Origin of the sequence: Mycobacterium mantenii, from assembly GCF_001667865.1 — a bacterium.
Taxonomy (GTDB): domain Bacteria; phylum Actinomycetota; class Actinomycetes; order Mycobacteriales; family Mycobacteriaceae; genus Mycobacterium; species Mycobacterium mantenii_A.
Map to the genome: position 1 here is coordinate 164,301 of NZ_LZJP01000130.1, position 23,723 is coordinate 188,023.

The 23,723-nt window shown below is 67.7% G+C and carries 22 protein-coding genes; 13 read left to right on the forward strand and 9 right to left on the reverse strand.

All coding sequences use genetic code 11. The features are described from left to right. Positions 1–122 precede the first annotated feature (122 nt). Positions 123–803: a TetR/AcrR family transcriptional regulator gene (locus A5688_RS25990; protein WP_068268311.1), complete on the reverse strand. Its 681-nt coding sequence runs from the start codon at positions 801–803 to the stop codon at positions 123–125. 320 nt (positions 804–1,123) lie between these two features. Between A5688_RS25990 and A5688_RS25995 the strand changes: the two genes are divergently transcribed. From A5688_RS25995 to A5688_RS26010, 4 genes are all read left to right on the forward strand, one after another. Next, positions 1,124–2,143 carry an LLM class flavin-dependent oxidoreductase gene (locus A5688_RS25995; protein ID WP_067910728.1) on the forward strand — a complete coding sequence of 340 codons (1,020 nt, stop codon included), beginning with the start codon at positions 1,124–1,126 and terminating at the stop codon, positions 2,141–2,143. A gap of 150 nt (positions 2,144–2,293) precedes the next feature. Beyond that, complete coding sequence (locus A5688_RS26000; RefSeq protein WP_068268313.1) at positions 2,294–2,944, forward strand: TetR/AcrR family transcriptional regulator; 651 nt, start codon at positions 2,294–2,296, stop codon at positions 2,942–2,944. Positions 2,945–2,992: 48 nt separating this feature from the next. Next, complete coding sequence (locus A5688_RS26005) at positions 2,993–4,252, forward strand: cytochrome P450 (RefSeq protein WP_067909479.1); 1,260 nt, start codon at positions 2,993–2,995, stop codon at positions 4,250–4,252. After that, positions 4,249–5,907 carry an AMP-binding protein gene (locus A5688_RS26010; protein ID WP_067909476.1) on the forward strand — a complete coding sequence of 553 codons (1,659 nt, stop codon included), beginning with the start codon at positions 4,249–4,251 and terminating at the stop codon, positions 5,905–5,907. The genes A5688_RS26005 and A5688_RS26010 overlap by 4 nt, the downstream gene beginning before the upstream one ends. A gap of 32 nt (positions 5,908–5,939) precedes the next feature. Here the strand turns inward: A5688_RS26010 and A5688_RS26015 are convergent, their stop codons facing one another. The 3 genes from A5688_RS26015 to A5688_RS26025 all read right to left on the reverse strand — a co-directional run bounded on the left by A5688_RS26015 (position 5,940) and on the right by A5688_RS26025 (position 8,164). Beyond that, positions 5,940–6,899, reverse strand: coding sequence for an alpha/beta hydrolase (locus A5688_RS26015; RefSeq protein WP_067909473.1), 960 nt, complete (start codon positions 6,897–6,899; stop codon positions 5,940–5,942). A 107-nt stretch (positions 6,900–7,006) separates the two neighbouring features. Next, a complete protein-coding gene (locus A5688_RS26020; protein ID WP_067909470.1) occupies positions 7,007–7,486 on the reverse strand; it encodes a hypothetical protein in 480 nt (159 codons plus the stop codon). 201 nt (positions 7,487–7,687) lie between these two features. Beyond that, a complete protein-coding gene (locus A5688_RS26025; RefSeq protein WP_067909467.1) occupies positions 7,688–8,164 on the reverse strand; it encodes a DUF417 family protein in 477 nt (158 codons plus the stop codon). A gap of 177 nt (positions 8,165–8,341) precedes the next feature. On the opposite strand from A5688_RS26025, the gene A5688_RS26030 reads away from it, so the two are divergent. Further along, a complete protein-coding gene (locus A5688_RS26030; protein WP_067909464.1) occupies positions 8,342–8,902 on the forward strand; it encodes a pyridoxamine 5'-phosphate oxidase family protein in 561 nt (186 codons plus the stop codon). Here A5688_RS26030 and A5688_RS26035 read toward each other — a convergent pair whose 3' ends face one another. After that, on the reverse strand, positions 8,903–9,373 hold the full coding sequence (locus tag A5688_RS26035) for an SRPBCC family protein (RefSeq protein WP_067839504.1): 471 nt from the start codon (positions 9,371–9,373) through the stop codon (positions 8,903–8,905). Positions 9,374–9,600: 227 nt separating this feature from the next. Here A5688_RS26035 and A5688_RS26040 point away from each other — a divergent pair, with 227 nt between their 5' ends. From A5688_RS26040 to A5688_RS26055, 4 genes are all read left to right on the forward strand, one after another. After that, complete coding sequence (locus A5688_RS26040) at positions 9,601–9,813, forward strand: heavy-metal-associated domain-containing protein (RefSeq protein WP_067909461.1); 213 nt, start codon at positions 9,601–9,603, stop codon at positions 9,811–9,813. Then, a complete protein-coding gene (locus tag A5688_RS26045; RefSeq protein WP_068268316.1) occupies positions 9,810–12,107 on the forward strand; it encodes a heavy metal translocating P-type ATPase in 2,298 nt (765 codons plus the stop codon). Before A5688_RS26040 ends, A5688_RS26045 begins: the two co-directional genes overlap by 4 nt. Positions 12,108–12,280: 173 nt before the next feature. Then, on the forward strand, positions 12,281–13,672 hold the full coding sequence (locus tag A5688_RS26050; protein WP_068268318.1) for an alpha/beta hydrolase: 1,392 nt from the start codon (positions 12,281–12,283) through the stop codon (positions 13,670–13,672). 206 nt (positions 13,673–13,878) lie between these two features. Further along, positions 13,879–14,688 (forward strand): polysaccharide deacetylase family protein, encoded by an 810-nt coding sequence (locus A5688_RS26055; protein WP_067913688.1) that lies wholly within the window; start codon positions 13,879–13,881, stop codon positions 14,686–14,688. 10 nt (positions 14,689–14,698) lie between these two features. Here A5688_RS26055 and A5688_RS26060 read toward each other — a convergent pair whose 3' ends face one another. Then, entirely contained in the window at positions 14,699–16,075 is a 1,377-nt protein-coding gene (locus A5688_RS26060; protein WP_067913685.1) for an FAD-binding oxidoreductase, read from the reverse strand. Between the two features lie 158 nt (positions 16,076–16,233). Here A5688_RS26060 and A5688_RS28375 point away from each other — a divergent pair, with 158 nt between their 5' ends. Then, positions 16,234–19,143 carry a helix-turn-helix transcriptional regulator gene (locus A5688_RS28375; protein WP_067839524.1) on the forward strand — a complete coding sequence of 970 codons (2,910 nt, stop codon included), beginning with the start codon at positions 16,234–16,236 and terminating at the stop codon, positions 19,141–19,143. Between the two features lie 6 nt (positions 19,144–19,149). Here the strand turns inward: A5688_RS28375 and A5688_RS26070 are convergent, their stop codons facing one another. Together A5688_RS26070 and A5688_RS26075 are read right to left on the reverse strand one after the other, a co-directional pair. Further along, complete coding sequence (locus tag A5688_RS26070) at positions 19,150–19,419, reverse strand: DUF4242 domain-containing protein (RefSeq protein ID WP_067839526.1); 270 nt, start codon at positions 19,417–19,419, stop codon at positions 19,150–19,152. Positions 19,420–19,494: 75 nt separating this feature from the next. Next, the gene (locus A5688_RS26075) at positions 19,495–19,953 is read right to left on the reverse strand and encodes a MarR family winged helix-turn-helix transcriptional regulator (RefSeq protein ID WP_067913682.1); all 459 of its coding nucleotides are present in this window, start codon (positions 19,951–19,953) and stop codon (positions 19,495–19,497) included. Between the two features lie 74 nt (positions 19,954–20,027). On the opposite strand from A5688_RS26075, the gene A5688_RS26080 reads away from it, so the two are divergent. The 3 genes from A5688_RS26080 (at position 20,028) to A5688_RS26090 (ending at position 22,972) form a co-directional block, all read left to right on the forward strand. Next, complete coding sequence (locus A5688_RS26080) at positions 20,028–20,975, forward strand: extracellular catalytic domain type 1 short-chain-length polyhydroxyalkanoate depolymerase (protein WP_067913680.1); 948 nt, start codon at positions 20,028–20,030, stop codon at positions 20,973–20,975. 71 nt (positions 20,976–21,046) lie between these two features. Then, on the forward strand, positions 21,047–22,336 hold the full coding sequence (locus A5688_RS26085; protein ID WP_207546748.1) for a lipase family protein: 1,290 nt from the start codon (positions 21,047–21,049) through the stop codon (positions 22,334–22,336). 75 nt (positions 22,337–22,411) lie between these two features. Further along, on the forward strand, positions 22,412–22,972 hold the full coding sequence (locus A5688_RS26090) for a TetR/AcrR family transcriptional regulator (protein WP_067913664.1): 561 nt from the start codon (positions 22,412–22,414) through the stop codon (positions 22,970–22,972). Here A5688_RS26090 and A5688_RS26095 read toward each other — a convergent pair. Then, the gene (locus A5688_RS26095; RefSeq protein WP_067913657.1) at positions 22,969–23,631 is read right to left on the reverse strand and encodes a TetR/AcrR family transcriptional regulator; all 663 of its coding nucleotides are present in this window, start codon (positions 23,629–23,631) and stop codon (positions 22,969–22,971) included. The two genes, A5688_RS26090 and A5688_RS26095, sit on opposite strands and share 4 nt — an antisense overlap. Positions 23,632–23,723: the final 92 nt, after the last annotated feature.

Below are 23,723 nucleotides of genomic sequence, written 5' to 3' on the forward strand. Positions count from 1 at the left end.
CTTGTTGGGGAAAGCCGAGTCGCCGAGCGGATGTACCCGCCGAGGCATGCACCGCCAGCATATAATCAATCAATTGATCGTATCAATGAGCCGACCTCTTGCTCACCGGTGATCCGCTTGGCTCAACGCCGGGGTGGGCGCTTGGCAACCCCCGCCGACCGGCGCGCTGACGTCCCGCCGCCCGCCGCGAACACTGCGCCCCTGATCAGCGGCTTCGCCGCCGAAAGCGCTCGCTGATACGCCCTGGGCGAGGCCGTTGCGCCCAGTTCGGTCAGGCCGTAGAGGAGCGCATAGATGACCTCGACGGTGGACCGTGCCTGCGCGCGATCGCCCGGCCGCCGGGTGCGATGCGCGTCATGGATCACGCCCTCGATGATTTCGCGAAGCGCGTGCAGTTCGACGTCTCCACCCTCGCCCGCCGAATGGTCGACGGTGCCCTGGGCACGGATCGCCCACTCGAACGCCGCCAGGTCAGGGTATTCGCGCATCAGCCGACCCGACTCGTCCAGTACGGCCTCTATGCGGTCGACCGCGTCGCCCGGCTGTTCGGCGGCTCGGCGCAACCGGGGCAACGCAATCTCGGTTCTCGCCGCGATGGCCGCGTTGATCAGTTCGGTCTTGTTCGGGAAGTAGTTGTAAAGGCTGGCACTGGTGACGCCGGCCGTGCGAGCGATTTCGCGGATGGTTGCCCGTGAATAACCCTTTTCGGCCACACACCGCATCGCCGCGACGATGATGCGCTGACGCGTCTGCTCGCCGCTCGCACCGACAGGACGGCCCAGCTGATTTGTCGTCGTTGTCATATCCCCAGCCAAATCTGGCAAGCCGCCGCTCCTCCATCGGTCGCCCGCAGCGATCGGCGACCCGTACGGGCGACCAGGCGGAGCGCTGCGCGGCTGCAGCCAATATTAATGCCGCGGAGGTTCTGCATCGCGCCCATTGCGTGGTGCTAATTAAACAATTGATCGCTTAACATGTCGGAACGCGGGTAACCCTGCGCTGTCATGTGATTGGCGTTGCGCCCTTCGCGCGGCGTAGTCACCGGCCGGCTGCCGATACCCCGCGGGCGCAGGGCTACCGCCAACGAGGTAACGCCGTTGTATGACCATCGGAAGGGTGATCCATGGGTTTGATGACCGCATTGCGTTTCAACATGACCAACGTCGCCGATCCCGCGCGAAGGCACGTAGATCGCTACCAGGCCGCCCTGGATATGGCCGCGTACGCCGATCAGCACGGCTTCACCGGCGTCAGCTGTGAGGAGCACCATCTGGCGGCAACCGGGTGGTTACCCTCGCCGTTGATCATGGCCGCCGCCCTGGCGGCGCGCACCACTCGTGTCCGCATCAGCATCAACGCCCTACTGATCACTCTCTACGACCCGGTGCGGCTTGCCGAAGACATCGCGGTGCTGGACAACGTTTCCAACGGAAGGTTCAGTTTCGTTGCGGGCATGGGATATCGGGCCGAAGAATACGCGGCCGTGGGCAAAGACTGGACGCAGCGCGGTGCCTTGATGGATCGCTGCATCGAGGTGCTTCTCGACGCGTGGGGCGACGACCCGTTCGACTACAACGGGCGAATCATCAACGTCACGCCCAAGCCACACACCCGTCCTCGGCCGTTCTTTTTCGTCGGTGGCATGAGCGCTGCAGCGGCGCGGCGCGCGGCGAGGTTCGGCCTGCCGTTCGCGCCGCCGATGGCCATGCCCGACGTGGAAGCGGTGTACGTCCGGGAGCTCGAGAAACACGGCCGCCGCGGTTTCGTCTATCGCCCGGAAAACGGCAGCACCGTGACGTTGTTGAGCTCGGACCCGGACACCGCTTGGAGCACCTACGGACACTGCATCATGAACGAAGCGGTGGAATACAGCCGGTGGAAACGCCCCGGCGTCACCCGTCCCCACGACATGGCGGCGCGCTCCGTCGAAGAGGTGCGCAGCCGCAACATCGTGGAGATACTCACCCCGGAGGAGCTGCTCAGCCAGATCGCCGGTGGCAGAAGGGAAATCGTGATCAACCCGCTGATCGGCGGGCTGCCGCTCGAAGAAGGTTGGGCAAGCCTGCATCTGCTAACCGAGAAAGTGTTGCCCGCGGTCGAGGCGCCTGCGGTGAGTGCAGCCCGGCGGGACACGCCCGCCTGAAAGCCGGCGTGATATAATCAACTGATCGATTTAATAGCTCCGGCCGCGGCAAGCAGGAAGTGCAGGCATGTACGTCGAGCAGAATCAGGCATCCGAATCGCGTGTCTACGGTGACTTCGCGCCGCAGTCGCCCCCCGGAGGGCCCGGATCGTGACCGCGGCATCACAGCTCGGCCGCCCGGTCGGTGCCAACGGCGAGGAAACGCGTCGGCGGATCATCACCGCGACCATGCGCTGCGTGGCCGAGGTTGGGTACTCACAGGCGAGCATCCGTGAAATCGCCCGTGCCGCAGGCATGACCAGCGGCAGCCTGTATCACTACTTCCCCAACAAGGCGGAACTGCTCAAGGCCACGGTCAAAGAAATCGAGCAACTTGTGTTTCCGCGATTACGCGCGGCCGGCGGCCGTGACGGCAACGTCGTCGACCGCCTCGAGGCGGTGCTCGACGAATCCGACCGGTTGATGCGCGAATACCCCTACCTGGCCGCGTTCGAGCGCGCGATCCGCGCCGAAAGCGCCGCCTACCTGCGCAGCGGAGACCCCAACCGCACCGGATTCAAACCCTTGCGGGGCATCATCGCCGACATCATCGAAGACGCCCGGGCGCAAGGGGCGTTGGCTGCCGACATCGATGCCGCCGGAACCATCGATGCGCTCTACGCGCTGACCCGCGGCTTGACCGAACAGGCGGCCAACCTGACGCCACAGGCCTACCACGTCACGCTCAGCGCGGCCAAACAACTGATCCGCGGAACGTTGTTCGGGCCCAACACCAAACGCCGAGCCGCACAGCGCCGTTGACATCAGGTATCGATCGACCCCGCCGTCGCCACACGAAGGAATCCCGAGATGGTCGCCCCGAACATACCCACCGGGTTTGATTTCACCGATCCCGACATCTACGCACAACGCCTGCCCGTCAATGAACTGGCGGAACTGCGACGAACGGCACCCATTTGGTGGAACGAACAACCGATCGGCAAGGGCGGTTTCAACGACGGCGGCTTCTGGGTGGTGACCAAGCACAAAGACGTCAGAGAGGTGTCCCTGCGCAGCGACGTCTTCTCCACCTACGCGAACACCGCGCTTCCGCGGTACCCGGACGACGTGGAGCGGGAAAACATCGACGCCGCGCGCGCGTCGATTCTCAACATCGATGCCCCCCATCACACCCGGTTGCGCAAGATCATCTCCCGCGGCTTCACCCCGCGGGCCGTCGGACGGCTGCGCGACGAACTCAACGAGCGCGCACGGGCCATCGTCAAAGCCGCTGCGGCCCAAGGGTCCGGGGACTTCGTCGAGCAGGTGGCCCATGACCTGCCGTTACAGGCGATCGCCGGGCTGCTCGGTGTGCCGTTGGAGGACCGCACGAAGCTCTTCCGCTGGGCAGACGAAATGACCGGCAGCGAAGACCCCGAATACGCCGACAGCGACGGCCAGGCGTCGTCGGTCCAGGTGCTGACCTACGCCATGGAGATGGCCGACATCAAGGCGAAGAGCCCTGGTGACGACATTGTCACCACGCTGGTGAACGCAGACATTGACGGAGAGAAGCTGTCGGAGGCGGAATTTGGCTTCTTCGTGCTCACGCTGGCCGTGGCGGGAAATGAGACCACGCGTCACTCCATCACCCAGGGCATGATGGCGTTCAACGACTTTCCCGACCAGTGGGACGTATACAAGCGGCTGCGTCCCGCGACAGCGGCTGACGAGATCGTACGCTGGGCCACTCCGATCACCGCGTTTCAGCGCACCGCGCTAGAGGACACCGAGCTTTCGGGCGTGCCGATAAGGAAGGGCCAGCGGGTGGTGCTGTTCTACCGCTCGGCCAATTTCGACGACGAGGTGTTCGAAGACCCCCACACATTCAATGTCTTTCGAAGTCCCAACCCGCAGTTGGGATTTGGCGGCACCGGTGCACACTACTGCATCGGCGCAAACCTGGCGCGGATGACGATCGATCTCATCTTCAATGCGATCGCCGACCAGATGCCCAACCTGCGACCGCTTTCCCCGCCGGAGCGGCTGCGCTCGGGATGGCTCAACGGCATCAAGCACTGGCAGGTCGACTACACCGGCGACGCAGCCGCGCACACCCCGGCGCAGTGACGCCCACGCCGGCGCTTCGAGTCACCCGGGTGGCCCGCCTGGCCGGCGTCTTGTCACGCGTTCGGGAGGAGACCTGGGCGCTGTATCAGGTCGGCCGTGCCGGGGCGCTGCGGCCTATGCCGCTGCGCCGACTGCCCGAACTGTCCCGGGCCATGCGCGCCTACGGCCCGACCGGTGGGGCGGTCCGCGTCGCGGCCCTGCGTTTCGGTGATCGGACCGCACTGATCGATGAACGCGGCGCGCTGAGCTTCGCCCAGCTGGATACCCGCTCCGACGCACTGGCCAATGCGTGGCGCGGCCGGGGGCTGCGCGGGGGTGACGGCGTAGCCATCCTGACGCGCAATCACCGTGGCTTCGTCGACGCGCTGTTCGCCGCCGCCAAAAGCGGCGCGCGAATCGTGTTCCTCAACACCGACTTCGGCGCCGGCCAGCTCCGCGACGTGTTGGCGCGGGAGGGCGCCGACCTGCTGGTGCACGACGCCGAATACCTCGATGCGGTCGCCGGGATCGACTTGCGGCTGGGATGTATCACCGCGTGGAATGACGCGCCCACGGCGGAGAGCCTCGACGGCCTCATCGAGCGCGGTGATCCGTCGCCACCGCCATCCCCGGCAACCAGAGCCCGCCTGGTCATCTTGACGAGCGGCACCACCGGGACCCCGAAGGGAGCCCCGCGCACCGAGCCGCGATCACTGCTGCCGGCGGGCGGCCTGTTGAGCAAGGCGCCCTTTCGGGCGGGTGAAGTCACCGAGTGCTGCGTTCCGCTGTTTCATGCCCTGGGGTTCGGTCATCTGATGCTCAGCCTGCTGATGGGTTCGACACTGATCGTGCGCCGCCGCTTCGAGGCGGGGCATATCCTGCGGAGCCTCGCCGAACGTCGTGCGACGGCGATGATCGCGGTGCCCATCATGCTGCGCCGGCTGATCGACCTTGGGCCGCAGACATTCTCGGGCAGGGATCTCTCGGCGCTGCGGATCGTGTTCGTCGCGGGCTCGCAGCTTGGCACCGCGCTGTGCCGAGAGGCCATGGACGCCTTCGGCCCGGTCGTCTACAACATGTACGGGTCCACCGAGGTTGCCTACGCCACGCTCGCCACACCGGTGGATCTGGCGGTCGAGCCCGGCTGTGTCGGCCGGGTGGTGCCCGGCACGGCCGTCAAGCTCTACGACGACCGCAATCGACCCGTGCCGGTCGGGTCACCGGGCCGGATTTTCGTCGGCAACGACATCACGTTCGACGGCTACACCGGCGGGGGTGGCAAGGAATCCATCGACGGCCTGCTGGCCACCGGAGATATCGGCCATTTCGATGCCGACGGCAGGCTGTTCATCGACGGTCGCGAGGACGACATGATCGTCTCCGGCGGAGAGAATGTCTTTCCCGGGGAGGTCGAGGACGCGCTGGCCGCCCATCCCGCCATCTGCGAGGCAGCGGTCGTCGCGGTGGCCGACGACGAGTACGGGCAGCGGCTGCGCAGCTTCATCGTGCTGAGGCCCGGCGCGACGCTCACTGAGCATGACGTCAAAGAGATTGTGCGGCAACGGCTTGCGCGGTTCAAAGTACCGCGCGACGTCTACTTCGTCGAGGCGTTGCCCCGCAATCCCACCGGCAAGGTCGTCAAGCGCCTGCTCGACACCGGCGGGACTCCTGATTAAGCACACCTAGATCACCGGCGCGGAGCGCAGCGCTACAGCGATCGCAACCGGCGGATCCGGTCGGCGATGACCCGCTGTGAAACGTCCGCGCGCGGCGCCAGCCATTCGAATGCGTGCGGACAGCCCGGGTGCACGTGCAATTCGGTCGGTACTCCGGCGGCCATCAGCCGGCTCGCGTAGGCAATGTCTTCGTCGCGGAAGATGTCGAGGTCCCCGACGTCCAGGTAGGCCGGCGGTAACCCGGCCAGGTCGATGGCCCGGGCCGGGGCGGCGTACGGCGCGACGCCAACACCGCCGACGGTCTCCCCGAGCAAGGCTGCCCAACCGGTCCGGTTGTCGTTGTGGGTCCACGTCAACAGCTGTGCCAACTCCGAATCGGGCATGGGGCTTCGATCATCGAGCATCGGATATGCCAGCAGTTGCAGGGCGATCGGCGGCCCGGCGCGGTCGCGGGCCAGGAGGCACACCGCCGCCGCGAGGCTACCGCCGGCGCTGTCACCCATAACCGCGAGCCGTGTCGGGTCGATCCGGAGTTCGGCGCTGTGACCGGCCAGCCACAGCAGCGCCGCGTAGCAGTCCTCGACTGGCACCGGATGGGGATGTTCGGGCGCGATGCGGTAGTCGACGACCAGCATCGGCACTCTTGAAGCGGCGACGTAATGACGCACCGCGGTGTCATACAACAGGCCGAGCTCGTCGAGCCCGAGAATCATCCCGCCGCCGTGCAGATACAGCCCCGCGCTACCCGGTTGTTGCGCCCCGGCGAGCCAATACCAGCTCAGCGTCACTGTTGCGCCGTCGTCGGTGCGCATCGCGAAGCGCCGCACGTCGACACCTTCTACGGACGGCAGAAAGCCGGCCGCTTGGTCAAACACTCGGCGTGCCTTGGCCCTTCGGGCCGAGATGTCGCCGACCGGGGGCGGTTCGGTGGGATCCGCGGCCGCCAGCGCGGCCAATGCGGCAGCGACCTGGGGATCGATTCGCAGTGCCACTTGCGGTCAGCGGTGGGCGCGTGGAAGCGCGAGGGCGATGGTGTCGATGATGTTCCACTGGATTTCGCCCCACGCGAAGACGCGTTCGCGGTGGGAACGCGTCCACTTCACGCGGGTACCGGGTCGGCTTCGAAATCGGCGACGAGAGAGTCGATCGTGATCTGGGCGACGACGTTCATGTCGGCGTCGTAGATCTCGTACAGCAGACCCGTCGGCGAGTCCGGCCGCGCGCCGAAGTAGACCAGGCCGCCGGCCGCCCCGCCTCGCTCGAGATGTGGCTTTTGGTCATTGCCGGTCAGTGCGTAATCGCCGGCGCGGCGGAACCGGTGGTTGTCGACCGACCCGTCTTCTTCGACGTCCCAAAGGTGTTGCTCGCCATCGAGGACGATGACGCTGGTGGTCGCGGCGTGGCGGTGGATGGGGCAATGGCCACCATCGCCCTGCCACCGGACCACCATGTCGAGGGATGCGGCGTCACGGTCGTAACCGAGGATCGTGTAGTCGTGGTGAATTTTGAACCTCGAGCCCGGACGTCCCGTCACCTCTTTCCAGCGGTACCGGGACTGATCGAACGTGCCGTTGATCATAGCTAGACCCCCTGACTGCACGGGCTTGGGAGGCGATCACCGTCTCGTGGTGGGGCACCATCCCCATTCATCACCGCGCACCGCCTTGGCCGCAATCACCAGTTCCTACAAAGCGTCCGACCGATTCGGCCGACGCATGCCAGTGAGCCTAATCCCGGCAGGTGATGTAATCAACCGCTTGATCACATCTCGCTGTCCGGGTCATCCTCTTCCGCGACCTTCGTCCAGCGAGTCGCCCAGCGTCCACACCGCGACCCCCAGCAATACCAGGTCCTTGAGCAGAAACTGGCCGGGCAGCGCCGAGAGCACCGGAAAGCCGTGGGTATACGAGGCAACGACCCCGGGGGTGTTAACGAGAAAGCTCAGCGTCCCCAAGAACAGCACCACCGCCAGCGCGCTGCCCGCCGCCGAGACCCGCGGCCATACCGGCCGCAGCGCGATGAGAAGCGCGGCAACGATTTCCATCGTCCCGAGCGCACGCGCGACGAACGTGACGCTGAAGACGTCGTAGACCCAGCTCATCAGGGGGCTGTGTTGGATGAGCACGCGGGCTTCCATCTTCACGTACTTGCCGAACCCGATCCAGGCCAGGACAACGACCAGACCGTAGCGGCTGATGAGCTGTCCCCACCGGGTCAGTGCCGGCGCCGCAGATGGCGCCAGGGTGCGGTCGAGCATCGGGCGAAGTCCTTTCGGGAGCTGTCACGCGGGTATCCACCCAAGCCACGGTTCAGGCGGCGATCGCGTTCACTTTTGGAGTTCCTCAAGCCCGGCGGCGATGAGCCGCAGCCCGAGCGCGAGTTCGTCGGCCATTACACTGTGAATCAACCCCCTTGACAGCAAGGAACATTCGCCATGCTCCTCCCCCTTGCGGCCGAGCCGTTCACCGCTCCCACCGACCGCGACATGCTGCCCTCCGAACGACGCGAATTCGTGCGCACGCATCGCACGTGCGTGTTCGGCTACCGTCGCCGCAACGATGGCCCGGCCATGTCGATCGTGTACTACATCCCCACCGATGCCGATGAATTGCTCGTCTCCACCATGGCCGGCCGCGGCAAGGCTCGCATCGTCGCACGGGACGGCAAGGTGAGCCTGTGCGTCCTCGACGAGCGGTGGCCGTTCGCGTATCTGCAGGTCTACGCCGACGCCACCATCGACACCGATCGGGATCTGGCGGTCGATGTGATGATGGCGGTCGGCGGCCGCATGTCCGGCCAACCACTCGGCGCCGAGGCGCGCCCGCACATCCAGGCGATGTGCGAACGCGAGGACCGGGTGGTCATCCGTTGCCGGCCCTACGCCACCTTTGCGACGCCACCGCGCCATCTGCACCGCAACGACCAGGCCAGCGAACTCAGCCATTGGGTATCCGGCGTGATGCCTTGGGATGCAGCCGATCCGGCGACGGATTGATCACCCCGCGTAGCGGTCGCGCAGTTTGCTCAGCGTCGCCTCGATACCCGACGCGTTAGCTTTTGCAAAACCCATCCGCTCGTAGTACTTCACCTTGTTCTTCAGCGCACCGGCATCACGGTAGTCGAACGTCTCGGTGACCTGGGTCAGCGTGGGTGACAACGACTCGAATTCCCACCGCCAGCGGTGGCCGAACGGGTGGCGCCACTCGACCACCTCGTTCGGCATGAGGGCGGTGATCGTGCTGGTGATGCGGTAGGGCATGCCGAACATCTTCATGTGCGTCGAAAACTTTGATCCCTCAAGAAGTTTCTCCGGCATCGTGATGTTGTCGCGTACCGTGCCGGAACCATCCAGCTCGTGGTGGCGGCGCGGATCGGCGACCATGGCATACAGCTCCGCGGCCGGTGCGGCCACTTCAACCCTGCGGCTCACCTGGCGGGGCCCGCGGTCGACAACGGTGACGGTCATTGGGGTCTCCTTCCGCTACCCGGCAGCCTAATCCCGTCCAGTTCTGCGACTCCGGAATGTTCGGATCCCATGCCGGCGACGGCACGAACCGCGCCCCGAATGGATCCCCGGTCAGGTCTGGTACATCGGCGCCGGATCGCACCTGCGGCAACAGGGGCGATAGGCCGCCCGACCGAGCAGGCAGAATGGTGTGGTCAAGACCTGCCGGGGGATCGAGAAGGAGCGGCATGCCCACCAGCGAATATCGGGTGAGCGGGATGAGCTGTGGCCACTGCGAGGCAGCGGTCCAGGCCGAGGTGGCCCAGATCCCGGGCGTCCAGGACGTGACGGTCAGTTCCGCCACCGGCAGGCTCGTCGTCACGAGTGCGCAGCCCATCGACGCGGACGCCGTCCTCGGCGCGGTCGACGAGGCCGGCTACGAGGCCGTCTTGGTCGCATGAGCACGCCCCCGATCAACGAGGGCGCCCTTCCCGGTAACACCGCGTCAACCGCCCAGCCCCGGATCGAGCTGGCGATCACCGGGATGACCTGCGCCTCCTGCGCAGCCCGGATCGAGAAGAAACTCAACAAACTCGACGGCGTCGCGGCGACCGTCAACTACGCCACCGAGAAAGCCACCGTCACGATCCCCGCCGGTTACGACGCACAGATTCTCATCGGCGAGATCGAAAAGGCCGGCTACGCCGCCGCCCTGCCGCAACACCCGCCGGAGCGCGTCCGCGAGGCCACCCCACCTACGCCGGACGACGCTGAGCTGACCTCGCTGCGCCGGCGTCTGGTCACCGCGATCGTGCTGGCCGGCCCCGTCATCGCCATGGCCATGGTGCCCGCCCTGCAATTCCCGCACTGGCACTGGGTCTCGCTGGCGCTGACCACACCGGTGGTCGTGTGGTGCGGCCGGCCCTTCCACGCGGCCGCCTGGGCCAACCTCAAACACGGCGTCGCCACCATGGACACCCTGGTCTCGATCGGCACCCTGGCGGCCTTCTCGTGGTCCCTCTATGCCCTGTTTCTCGGCACGGCCGGACAACCGGGCATGCAGCACGACTTCGAGCTGACCGTCGGGCGCGACGGCGCGCCCTGCCACGTCTACTTCGAAGTCGCCGCCGGCGTGACCCTGTTCGTCCTGGCCGGTCGCTATTTCGAACGGCGGTCCAAGCGGACGGCCGGCGCCGCGCTGCGGACACTGCTGACCCTGGGTGCCAAGGACGTCGCGGTGCTGCGCGGGGGCCTCGAGACCCGCATCCCCATCGAGCAGCTCGGGGTCGGCGACGAGTTCGTCGTGCGTCCCGGGGAGCGAATCGCCACCGACGGGATCGTCGTCGCGGGCTCCTCGGCCGTGGACGCCTCCATGCTGACCGGCGAGTCCGTCCCGGTCGAGGTCGGCGAGGGGGACGTCGTCACCGGCGCCACCGTCAACGCCGGCGGTCGGCTCGTCGTCCGCGCCACCGGCGTCGGTGACGACACCCAGCTGGCGCAGATGGCCAGCCTCGTCGAGCGGGCCCAATCCGGTAAGGCCCGGGTGCAGCGCCTCGCCGACCGCGTCTCGGGCGTGTTCGTCCCCGTTGTCATGACCCTGGCGGTGGCGACGCTGGCCGGCTGGCTCGCGGCGGGCTTCTCCCCCACCACCGCCCTGACGGCGGCGGTCGCCGTGCTCATCATCGCCTGCCCGTGCGCGCTGGGGCTGGCAACGCCGACCGCCCTGCTGGTCGGCACCGGACGCGCGGCTCAGCTCGGCGTGCTCATCAGCGGCCCCGAGGTGCTGGAGTCCACCCGCAACGTCGACACGGTCGTGCTGGACAAGACCGGCACCGTCACCACCGGCAAGATGACCCTGGTCGACGTGATCGCCGGAGCCGAGGCCGACCGCAGCACGGTGTTGCGCCGGGCGGGCGCCCTCGAAGATGCCTCCGAGCATCCCGTCGCGCGCGCGATCGCCCGAGGCGCCCGGGCGCAACTCGGCGCACTGCCCGCAGCCGCGGGCTTCAGCGCGGTCAACGGCGAGGGCGTGTGCGGCACGGTCGATGGCCAGGCCGTCGTCGTCGGGCGCGAGAGTCTGCTGACCGAGCGCGGAATGCACCTCGACGGCACGCTGTCGGCGGCCAAAGCACGCGCGGAGAGCGAGGGCAAGACGGCGATCACCGTCGGCTGGGACGGCGCGGCCCGGGGCATTCTGGTGGTCGCCGACACCGTCAAACCGTCCAGCGCCGAGGCGGTGCGGCGGTTCAACGAACTCGGCCTGACCCCGGTGCTGCTGACCGGCGACAACGCCACCGTCGCCGCCCGCATCGCCGACGAACTCGGCATCGCCCAGGTGATCGCCGAGGCGATGCCCGCGGACAAGGTCGCCGCCGTCCAACGCCTGCAAACCGAGGGCAAGGTGGTCGCCATGGTCGGTGACGGCGTCAACGACGCGGCGGCGCTGGCCGCCGCCGACCTGGGCGTGGCCATGGGCACCGGCACCGACGTTGCGATCCAGGCCGCCGACCTCACCGTGATCCGCGGTGACCTGCGTGCCGCGGTCGACGCGATCCGGCTCTCCCGGCGCACGCTGGCCACCATCAAGACCAACCTGCTGTGGGCCTTCGGTTACAACCTCGCCGCGATCCCGCTGGCCGCGCTCGGCATGCTCAACCCGATGTTCGCCGGCGCGGCGATGGCCCTCTCCAGCCTTCTCGTCGTCGGCAACAGCCTGCGGCTGCGCTCGTTTACCAGCGTCATCGCGGACGCATGAGCCGAGCGGCCCGGGCCGCGCCCATCTGGTCGGCCCACACGCAGAAACGGTCAGCTGACGGGCCGCGATCGTATGGGATAGTTGGTCCGGCCGCCGCCTTCGGTGACCCCGACCGGCCCTTCGATACTCACCTCACCCGCGCGCAGCGATCGATCTAGCAAAGGTCACGACCGTTGGAGCAGTTCTTCGGACAACTGTCCCTGTTGCATGGCTGGTTCCCGCCGGCCGTGCAGGGCCTGGCGCTGTTCGTGCTGCTCGTCGCGATCCAGTGGCGCGCGCGAAGCTGGCTCAAGCGGGTGCTGCCGGTGGCGTTGATCGCGGCCGTCGCGGTGACGCTGCTGGCGCGCTGGTACATCACCTCGCTCGGGGTGGCCGGCGACCCGGCGCCGACGACGCTGTGGCTCTGGATCGCGATGAGCGGCCTGGCCGCGGCGGTGTTCCTGGTGGGTTGGCGGGGAATCCGCTGGTGGCGGCGCGGGGTGGCGGTGCTTGCGATACCGCTGTGCGTCCTGTGCGCGGGCATGGCGCTGAACGGCTGGGTTGGCTACTTCCCCACCGCGCTCGCCGCCTGGAACCAATTGACGTCGGTCCCGCTGCCCGACCAGATCGACCGGCTGCGGGTGACCGAGATGCAGGTCGCCGGGACCAAGCCGACCAAGGGCGTGGTGGTGCCGGTGGACATCGACGACAACGCGTCCCACTTCCCCCACCGCAGGGAACTGGTCTACCTGCCTCCCGCCTGGTTCAACACCAACCCGCCACCCCGGCTACCGGCCGTGATGATGATCAGCTCGGCCTTCAACACCCCGGCCGACTGGCTGGGCCCCGGTGGCGCCTTCACCGCCATCGACAACTTCGCCGCCGCACACCACGGGTTCTCCCCGGTGCTGGTGTTCGTCGATCCCACCGGCTCCTTCGACAACGACACCGAGTGCGTCAACGGCACCCGCGGCAACGCCGCCGACCATCTGACCAAGGACATCGAGCCCTTCATGGTGTCGAACTTCGGCGTCAGCGCCGATCGGGCCAACTGGGGCGTCGCCGGGTGGTCGATGGGCGGGACCTGCGCCGTGACCCTGGCCGTCATGCATCCCGAGCTGTTCAGCGCGTTCGTGGACATCGCCGGTGACCGCAGTCCCAACGGCGGCTCCAAGGATCAGACCGTCGCCCGCCTGTTCGGCGGCAATCACGACGCCTGGGCCGCCTTCGACCCGGTCACCGTCATGACCAAGCACGGTCACTACGACGGCCTCTCGGGATGGTTCGACGTGCCGTCATCGACGGAGGCGCGCACCGTCGCACAGGAGGCCAATCCGACCCTCACCGCGTCCAGCAGCGATCCTGCCGCCAACCCCGAAGGCCAGGATGCCGCAGCGAACTCGCTGTGTGCCGTCGGTACCGCCCACGGCATCGCCTGCGCGGTGGTCACCCAGCCCGGCAAGCACGACTGGCCGTTCGCCGCTCAGGCGTTCGCCGCGGCACTGCCCTGGCTGGCCTCGGCGCTGGGCACGCCCAACACCGAACCGGTGCGGCTACCGCAGCACGCCACCGGGGAACCACACTGATCCCAAAATTCACAGCTGACCCACCCGTAACGCAGCCGACATATCGGCCCTGGTAGTGGTACGGTTCGCTGCTGATGCCTGGCGATTTTCTGCATGACGGGCCGCCCCCACGCGGGTCGGCTCGACGCTCGCCGCAGCGCAGCCAACATCGGGGCCGGCCCGGATCACCCCGTCCGTCGTTTACTCCAGGCCTTCGCCTGCCCGCGATGAACCGCCGTCAGTTCCTCGGATCGCTCGCCGCGTCAGTGGTTGCGGGCGTGGGCGCCGCGCGGCTCATTGTCGACCCACAGCCGCGAACGTTCGCCCAAGCACCGACCGATTTGGTGCCGACCTCCGGCCCCACCGCGCCGCAGGCCCTGTTGCCGCCCCCGCCGCCGAGCGCCCGCATCCCGCTGCCCGGCGGCGGCGCTCTGATGAAGATCCCGGGTGAAGGCGACCTGCTCGCGCTCACCGTCGACGACGGCGTCAACAGCGACGTGGTGCGCGCCTACACGCAGTTCGCTAAGGACACCGGCGTGCGGCTGACCTATTTCGTCAACGGGGTCTACGACTCGTGGACCGAGAACAAGGAAATGCTGCGGCCGCTAGTCGACAGCGGCCAGATCCAGCTCGGCAACCACACCTGGTCACACCCGGACCTGACGACGCTGACGAAAGAGAAAGTCGCCGAGCAGCTCACCCGCAACGACGAATTCCTCAAGAACACGTACGGGATTGGCGCGAAGCCGTATTGGAGGCCGCCCTACGCGAAGCGCAACGCCGCCGTGGACGCGGTGGCCGCCGACCTCGGGTACAAGACCCCCACGTTGTGGTCGGGCTCGCTGTCGGATTCGACGTTGATCACCGAGGAGTACATCGTCCAGATGGCCGATCAGTACTTCACTCCGCAGTCCATCGTCATCGGACACCTCAACCATCTGCCGGTGACGCATGTCTACCCGCAACTCGTCGACATCATCCGCGACCGCAACCTGCGCACCGTCACCCTCAACGACGTCTTCGTCAAAACGCCGTAGCCCCAAGCGTTTACCCGGCGGGCCGGATGTTCTGGTTGATGCGGAACACGTTGCCCGGATCGTACTGCGCCTTGATCTCGGTGAGCCGGCGGTAATTCGGGCCGTAGGTCGCCCGGACGCGCTCCTGGCCCTCGTCCATCATGAAGTTCACGTAGGCGCCGCCGGCCGAGTACGGATGGGTGGCGTCCCAGTAGTCGACGGCCCAGCGCCTCAACAGTTCCGCGTTCGCCGGGTCCGGGTCCACCCCCGCGATGACTTGCGAGAAGTTGACGTCCCGGTAGGCAAACGCCGTCTCGGTCTGGCCGACCCGATGCACGGCGCCGTCGATCGGGTACAGGTGCATCGTGGAGTGCATGGTCGGCAGTTCCTCGGTGAAACGGGCGTGCGCCGCCACGGCGCCGTCGTCGAGGTTGCGGAAGAAGTCGCCGCGCCAATACCATTGCAGCCCTTTGGGATACAGCGCATCAAAGGTGGAATTCAGGGCGGGGAAAGGCGCGGTGCCCAGGCCGTCGAATGCGGGTTGCATCTGGCGGACGGGCGCGAACGCCTCCTCGGCGCCGGCGGGATCGCCTGTGTAGCACCAGACCACGGCGCAGGCCTTCTGCAGGTGGAACGCCTCGGGGAACGGCGCCACCGGCGGGACGGTCATGGCCGCGAAGAATCCGTAGAGATTCTCGTCCTGAGCCGGGATGAACTCCCGATACCAGCTGAGGATGTCGGCGGTGGCCGACGCGGGCCAGGCGGTGGGACCGCAGATCACGGTGTGCACCGGATGCAGCCGGAAGGTGAAAGACGTTACGACGCCGAAGTTTCCGCCGCCGCCGCGCAGTCCCCAGAACAGGTCGGGGTGCTCGGTTTCGGACGCACGCGCCACGCGGCCGTCGGCCAGCACCAGCTCGGCCTCCACTAAATTGTCGATCGTCAGGCCGTATTTGCGTGACAGGTAACCGTGGCCGCCGCCGAGGGTGAGGCCGCCCACTCCGGTGGAGGAGATGATGCCGGACGGCACCACCAACCCGTGTGCGTGCGTCGCGGCGTCCACTTGAGCCCAGGTCGCGCCGCCCTGCACCCGGGCGGTGCGCCGCTGCGCGTCCACGTCGACCCGGTTCATCGGCGACAGGTCGATGACCAGGCCGCCGTCGACCGTGCCGAAGCCGGGGCCGTTGTGACCGCCCCCGCGCACGGCGACTAGAAGATCGCGATCGCGCGCGAATTCAAGGGCTGCCGCGACATCCGCGGCGGATCCACAGCGGGCGATCACCGCCGGCCGCCTGTCGATCATGCCGTTGTGCACCGCGCGGGCCTCGTCGTACCCCGGGTCGCCGGGCACGATCACCTCTCCGCTCACCCGGGCCCGCAGTCCGTCGTTCTCGATTGCCAGGCTCATGACCCCGCACCTCCTTGTTTGCTCGGCATTTCGTGATGCCGCGACGCTACGGGGCGCGACGTCCGCGCGTCATGACCATGATGAGGCACTTTGGCGTTGCTGGGCGATAGTTAGAACTGACTATCGACCAGCCCTGTCGGCGCGGTTACGTTGAGACGATGGCGCTGTGGGTGTCGCCCCCGCTCCCGGCCGAGCTGATCGCTCGTCGCCGCGGCCCGCTCGTGGGTCGCGACGCGGAACTCGCGGTGTTCGAGCAGGCCTGGGAGCGCGTCGAACGGGGCAATCGCCAGGCGGTTTTCATCGGCGGTGAGCCCGGGGCCGGTAAGACGAGGCTGGCCGCGGAGGTGGCCGGGACGTTGTCCGACCACGGCGTCGCGGTGCTGGTGGGAAGTTCGACCGCCGACGAGGATCTGCCCTACGCGCCGTTCGCCGAAGCGCTCGACCGGCTACTGATCGCGGGTTCGCCGGGTTCGATGGCCGCGCCGTTGCGCGACGTGGGATCGCAGCTGCGGCGCCTGTCGCCACACGTGAGTCGGCATTTGCCCGACGACGGCCCGGTGCCCGATGTCGGCCAGCCGCGCCTGGCCCTCTTCGACGCGTTGACCGGCTTGCTGCGGCGGCTCGCGGATGACCGACCGATCGCCTTGATCCTGGACGACCTGCACTGGGCGCAGTTGCCCACCCTCGCGCTACTCGAGCACGTGTTGATCGGCTGCGCCGACGTGCGCGTGCTGGTGGTGGTCACGTTCCGCAGCACCGAGCCCGACCGGTCCGACGAGCTGGCCACCCGGCTGGCCGAACTGCACCGGTTCGACGGGGTGCGGCGCCTGGACCTGGCGGGCCTGGACACCGAGGCGATCGCCGAGTTCGTGGCACGAACCCAGCAGCTGGCCCCGGCGTCCGCACGCACGGCCGCCGCCCTGCTGCGCGAGAGAACCGGCGGCAATCCGTTCTTCCTGACCGAACTGGTCAACGACCTCGAAATCCGCGGTGGTCTGGCCACATTGAGCACGCAGCAGACGGTCCCCGCATCGATCGGGGACGCGATCGCGCGCCGCCTCGCCGGGCTGGGGGCCGGCGTACGTGCGGTCATCGAGCAGGCGGCGGTGTTGGGCCAGACGTTCGACCTCCCGGCGCTCATCGCGACGTGTGAGGCGGAGGTCGGTGCGACGCTGGCGGCGATCGACTCGGCCGAGGCCGTCGGGCTGGTCCGTGCCGTGCACGGATCCGATGACGAATTCGCGTTCGTGCACGCGCTGACCCGTGAATCGGTGCTCGGCGGGATGGCGGCGTCGCGGCTGCGGATCATGCACGCGCGCGCCGCCGAGGCCCTGGAGGGACGCGCGGACCCGTCGCTCGTTCCGCGGCTGGCCAACCACTTCCTGGTGGCGCACGTGCTGGGCTACCACGAGCAGGCCTTGCGGTACGCGCGTCAGACGGCGCGGATGGCCGAACAGAGCCTGGCCTATGAGGATGCGGCGAAGTGGTTCGAGCGGGCGGCGTCGCTTCCCGAACTCAACCTCGCCGAGCGGGCCAGGCTGCAACTCGACGCGGCCGCCAACCACGTGCGCGGGGGCTCGTTCGCGCGGGCGCGGGCCATCTACGAACGCATCGGCGGGCTGGACGACCCGCTGATGCGGCTGGAGGCCGCCGTCGGCTACGAGGAGGCGAATTGGCGTCCCGGGCAGTCGAATTCGAAGGCGGCCGACCTGCTTGCGTCGGCGCTGGAATCGTGCGGGCTGCAGGCCGACGACCCCCGTTACGTGCAGGCGCTCGGCAGCTTCGGCCGGGCGCTGGCGTTCGCCGGTGAGGCGGCGCGGGCCCGCGAGGTCGGTGCCGACGCGATCGAGCGCGCGCGGGCCCTCCGCGACGCGGCCGTGCTGCTGCACACGTTGAAGACGAGCCTGTGGCAGGGCCTCACCCCGGAGATGAGCGAAGTCCAGGCGGTGCGTGCGGCCGAGGTGTCGGGGATGGCCCTGTCGCGTCGCGACTACGAGTCATTGGGTGCCGCATCACATTTCCACGCCTTGGTCAGCTACCTCGCCGGCCGGCCCGACGGCCTGGCAGCCGCGACCGCTGACATGCGGCGGGCGGCCCAGAGCTGCGGCCAACCCGCCTTCGGCTTTGTCGGCGCGTGCATGGAGCAGGCACTGGCCTACCTGCGCGGGGACTTCACCGGCGCCGAGCGGTGGGCCGACATCGCCCTGCGCACAGGCGATCTGTTCGGCGGCGACGACACCGAGGGCTCGAACGGTGTCCAGATGTTCATGATCCGCCGCGAGACCGGCGACCTGAAAAGGTTCGGCGAGTTTATCGACGGCAGTGAGACATTCGCCGGCCGCTGGGTGCCCGGCCTGCTTGCGCTCTACACCGAGCTGCAGTGCGAACGCGGCATGAGCCGCGCGTTGAATCAGTTGCTCAACCGCAACCTTGGCGACCGCCTCGAGGACGCGCAGTGGCCGATGGAGCTGGTGTTCATGGTGGAGGCCGCGTTGGAGCTGTCCCACCGTGAAGCGGTGCACGCGCTGCGCCCGTTCGTCTCGCGTTATGCCGGAAAGAATTTGGTGGCCGGCCAGTTCGTCGCGCTGTTCGGCAGCGCCGACCGGTATCTGGCGCGGATGGCGGCGCTCTGCGGGGACGGCGCCGCCGCCGAGCGGCACTTCGCCGTCGCACTCGAAATGGACCGCAGGATGGGCTCGGTGGTGCATGTCAGCGAGACGCTGGCCCGGCAAGCGTCGTTCGCGGCGTCCTGCGGTCGCACGGAGGACGCCCGGCACCTGGCCGACGAGGCTCGCGCCATCGCCGCTGCGATCGGGCAGGCCCGCGTCGTCGACCTTGCGGAGTCGGTGCTGACCACGGGTCCCATGGGCCCGGACGGCCTGACCGAACGGGAGGTCGAGGTACTGCGGTTGCTCGCAGAGGGGTTGAGCAATCGCGCGATCGGCCAACGCCTTTTCATCAGCACCAACACCGCCGCCAACCACGTGCGCAACATCCTGATCAAGACGGGCGCCGCCAACCGAACGCAGGCGGCGATGTACGCCGCTGATCACGAACTCCTCGGGTAGCGCGTCTCAGATGTCGGACAGGGCCCCGTCCGGCATCAGTCGGTCCTTCACTTCGACGACGGCGTCGGCCGGCAGGCCGGCACGCGCGGCCGCGGATCTGATGGCCTCGGGCGACGGCGCCTCGTATAGGCAGTAGGTCTTACGCTTGTCCGCCGACAGGAACGAGTACATCCAGCGCACACCCTCCTGGTCGTTGATCCGGTTGATACCGTCGGCGATCTCGAGGCCGGGTTCTAGTTCCTCGGCAAAGTTGCGCTCGACCATGAAGATGGGCACGGCGGACTCCTGTCACTGTGTTGGGTCGAGCCTAAGCCGTCGGCGCCGGTGACGACACGGGAATTCCGGGCGGGGTTATTCCCCCGCGGCCTCGCCCTGACCGGCGAGCAACATGTGTAAGGTCTCCCGGAATTCGTTCAGTCGCCGCCGTCCCAGGACTTGCTCCCAACGCTGCTCCAAATCGACTGCGTTCGAACGCATTACCCGCAGCGCCTGCCGCCCGCGCGGCGTCAGCTCGATGATTCGGGTACGCGCGTCCAGGGGGTTGGGGACCCTGGTGACGTAGCCGTGTCGCTCCAGTCCGGTGATCGCCTGGGCCACCGCCTGCCGGCTCACCCGGAGCCGATCGGCCAGATCGGAGGCATGCAACCCGCCGGCCGCCAGGGGGACCAGCGCGACCGCCTGCGCCGGGCGGATCCCGTCAAGTCCCGCCGCGGCAAACGCCGCCCGCAACCGCGGCGCCCCGGACGCGGCCACCATGTTCACCAGCGCGGGCACGGTGGGCTGCCAGTCGGGATGCAGAGGCTGTCGCATGGGGAAAGTGTGCCACCCAGTCCCAGATTGACAAGTTACTTGTCAAATCACTCGACGCCTGCCACGATGGCGTCATGCGATCGCCAAGCGCCCGGGCCGTCAGCGTTTCCCTCGTCGCCGTCTTGGCCGTCGTGCTGGGCGGGTGCCTCGGCGGCGGCGGCCATGCGCTGGGAACGCCTGGTGCGCAATCGATTCCGGTCGGGCAATCCAGCCAGAGCATCGAGTCGGGCGGGGTCAGCCGGAGCTTTCACCTGTACCGGCCGCGGGGGTTGACCGATGCGGTGCCGGTGGTGGTGATGCTGCATGGCGGTTTCGGCAACGGGGCGCAGGCCGAGCGCTCGTATCACTGGGACAGCGAGGCGGATGGCGGACATTTCCTGGTCGCCTACCCCGACGGCCTCAACCGCGCCTGGAACGCCGGGACCTGTTGCGGCGAGCCCGCGCACCTCAACACCGACGACGTCGGATTCATCAACGCCATGGTCGGCGCCATCGAGGAACAGATCCCGGTCGATCGCGCGCGGATCTATGTCACCGGCATGTCCAACGGTGCGATGATGGCGCTTCGGCTGGGCTGCCAGTCCGATACCTTCGCCGCGATCGCTCCGGTGGCGGGCACCCTACTGACCGACTGCTCCGCGGCACGGCAGGCATCGGTGCTGCAGATCCACGGCACGGCCGACGACCGGGTGCCGTATAACGGTGGTCCCGGAAAAGCGCTCGCGGTCAATGGATCTCCGCGCGTCGACGGCCCGTCGGTGGAGTCCGTCAATGCCACCTGGCGCGCTATCGACGGATGCGGGACGCCGGACTCGACCACCGCCGGCGATGTCACGACGCGGACGGCGGGCTGTACGGACGGACGCACCGTGCAGTTGATCTCGGTGGCGGGGGCCGGCCATCAATGGCCCGGCGGCGAGCCGAGTCCCCTCGCCGAAAAGGTCGCCGGGATTCCGGCGCCGTCGACGGCGCTGGACGCCACCGACACCATCTGGCAATTCTTCAGCCAAAAACATCGGTAGTGGAAAATCAATCTCTAAAAATTTAGAGATTTCCCTTCCGCTGGCGCGCCCGCGGTTGTTACCGTTCCGTAATGCGTCGGGCCGGGGGAGTTCTCGCAGCACTGCTGGTAATTGCTTCAGCGCTCGTGGGAGTCGGAAACGCCCGGGCCGACGGCGGGGACGAACCGCGGTACGCGGACTTCTACACCCCGCCGGATCCGCTGCCGCCCGGCCGGGCCGGCGATGTGATCCGTACCGAGCCGTCGCGGCTGGTGCTCGAGCCGTCCGGCCAGCTGGGCGCGATCATGGCCACCGGCACCCGGATCATGTACCGCAGCACCGATACTCGCGGTAACCCGATCGCGGTTACCGGCACCTACTTCGAGCCGTACAACGCGTGGCCGGGCAGCGGTCCGCGACCCTTGATCAGCTATGCACCCGGCACCCAGGGCCAGGGCAATCAATGCGCCCCATCGCGAATGTTCAACCAAGGCATTCACTATTCGGGCGGCTGGGACATCATGTTCAACTACGAGGAACTGTTCGTCGCCACCATGGTCGCGCGTGGCTTCGCGATCGTGATGACCGACTACGAAGGCCTGGGCACCCCGTCCATGCACACCTACGTCGGTCGGGTGGCCGAGGGACAGGCGGTGCTCGACGCCGCCCGCGCGGCCATGAAACTCCCCGACACATCGCTGGATCCCCGTGGGCCGGTTGCATTTTGGGGCTACTCGCAGGGCGGCGGTGCGACCGCTTCGGCGGCCGAGTTGGCATCGGCCTATGCTCCCGATCTCCATATCGTGGGCACCTACGCCGGGGCGCCCCCGGCCAACCTCAAGGAGCTGTTTCCGTACGCGGACGGCAGCGCCCTGGTCGGTGTCGTCGGGTACGCGCTCAACAGCGTGATGGCGGCCTATCCGGAATTCGCCGACACCATCCGGTCCAAGATGACCCCCCGCGGGCTGGCGATGCTCGAATCGGTCTCGCGCCAGTGCGTCGGACAAACCCTGCTGGACTTCATGTTTCGTCATATCCAGCCCTATTTCACCGAAGACATCAATCAACTGGTCAACGAGGAGCCGTTCAGCACCATGTTCGAAGACCAGCGGATCGGACGCTTCAAACCCAATGCGCCGGTGATGATCGACAGCAATCGCTACGACCCGCTGGTGCCGTGGACCGCAGCCAATCAGCTCGGCCGCGACTGGTGCGCCCAGGGCGCCGACGTGGAATTCCGCACCAACGAAGAGCCGCCCTTCCTCAACAAGCTCGTCATCAATCATGCGCTGCCCATGCTCGTCGACGGCGAACCGGCCATGCAGTGGATCGCCGCCCGCTTCAACGGCGAGCCCACCACACCGAACTGCGGTCAGTTTTAAACTGGACGCATCGCTGCACGTAGAAAGCACAACGCGCCGGAGCGGCGCCGCCAGCTCGCCGACGCCGCGATAGAACTGCTGGGCGGCGACGGGGTGCATGGCGTCAGTCACCCCAAGGTCGACGACCAGGCCGGAGTGCCGGCCGGCACCACCTCGTTCTACTTCAGGACCCGCAAGGCCCTGATGCATGCGATGGCGACGCGGCTGGCCGAACTCGACGTCGCCGACTTCTCGATGATGGCCGAACTCGCCGAGGATCACGCCACTCAGTTCACCGGCACCGCGGGCCTGGCCCGCATCGTCATGTACGTGAACAGCGAACCCTGGCTGACCCGCGCCAAGGCGCGCTACGAACTCGCGCTGCTCGCCGGCCGCGACCCGGAGCTCGCCGCGGCCCTCAACGAATCCGCCGACCGGCTCTATGCCCTGGCGCGCGACGTCGTCACGCAATGGCATCCCGCCGGCAGCGCACCCGATCCGGCATTGGTCGACGACCAGGCGACCGCCACCCTGGCGTTCATCAACGGCATCATGCTGACCTTCGTTGCGGGTCAGCCGGCCGTCGACGATCCCGAGCACCTGGACCGGCTGCTCCAGGGCGTCATCGCGGGCGTGGCGCAGGTGCGCGGCGCCTAGCGATCCTTGCGGCGCCCGGTGCGGCTTCGGGGCGCGAGTTGGCGTTCGAGCGCGCCGGTGATGTCGGTGGTGGTCACCACCAGGGCGGTCATGAACTCGATGAGCTGCGGTCGGCTGACGCTGATCTGGTCGCGGTACCACTGAGTGGTCAACTCGAGCAGGCCGCCGACGACGGTCAGGGCGGTCAGCATGACGTTGTCGTCGGTCCCTGCGGCCTCACCGAGCAGCGCGCGCACCTGCCCGATCATCACCTGGGTGAGGACGTCGATCACCTCGTGCCGGCGGTCGACCAGGGCTTCGGCCGTTTGCAGCTCTATCAACAGCCGGGGACGCCGCGGGTCCTCGTCGATGAAGGCGAACGCGAACTCGACGACGGCCCGCACCCGGGGCTTGAGTTCGGGTGGTGACTCCGCGACGGTTGCCATGATCCCTGTCAACGCGCGGTTGAACTGGTCCTCGAACGTCGCGATCAACAATTCGTGGCAGTCGCGGAAGCTCTCGTAGAAGTAGCGGTCGTTGAGCCCGGCCCTCGCGCTGACGGCCCGCACCCGTAGATTGCCCACCCCGTGCTCGGCGATGGTGTCGAAGGCGGCCTCGATGAGCTGCCCGCGGCGTTGCTCACGACGCTGATCCGCGGTCAGGCCGCGATGTACTGCCATGCGGGCGTCACCCCTCCTTGGCTCGCGGACTTGCGCCCGCGCCAATGTTTGGTGAAGTATTTCACCAAATGGTTTGGTGAACCTCTTCACCA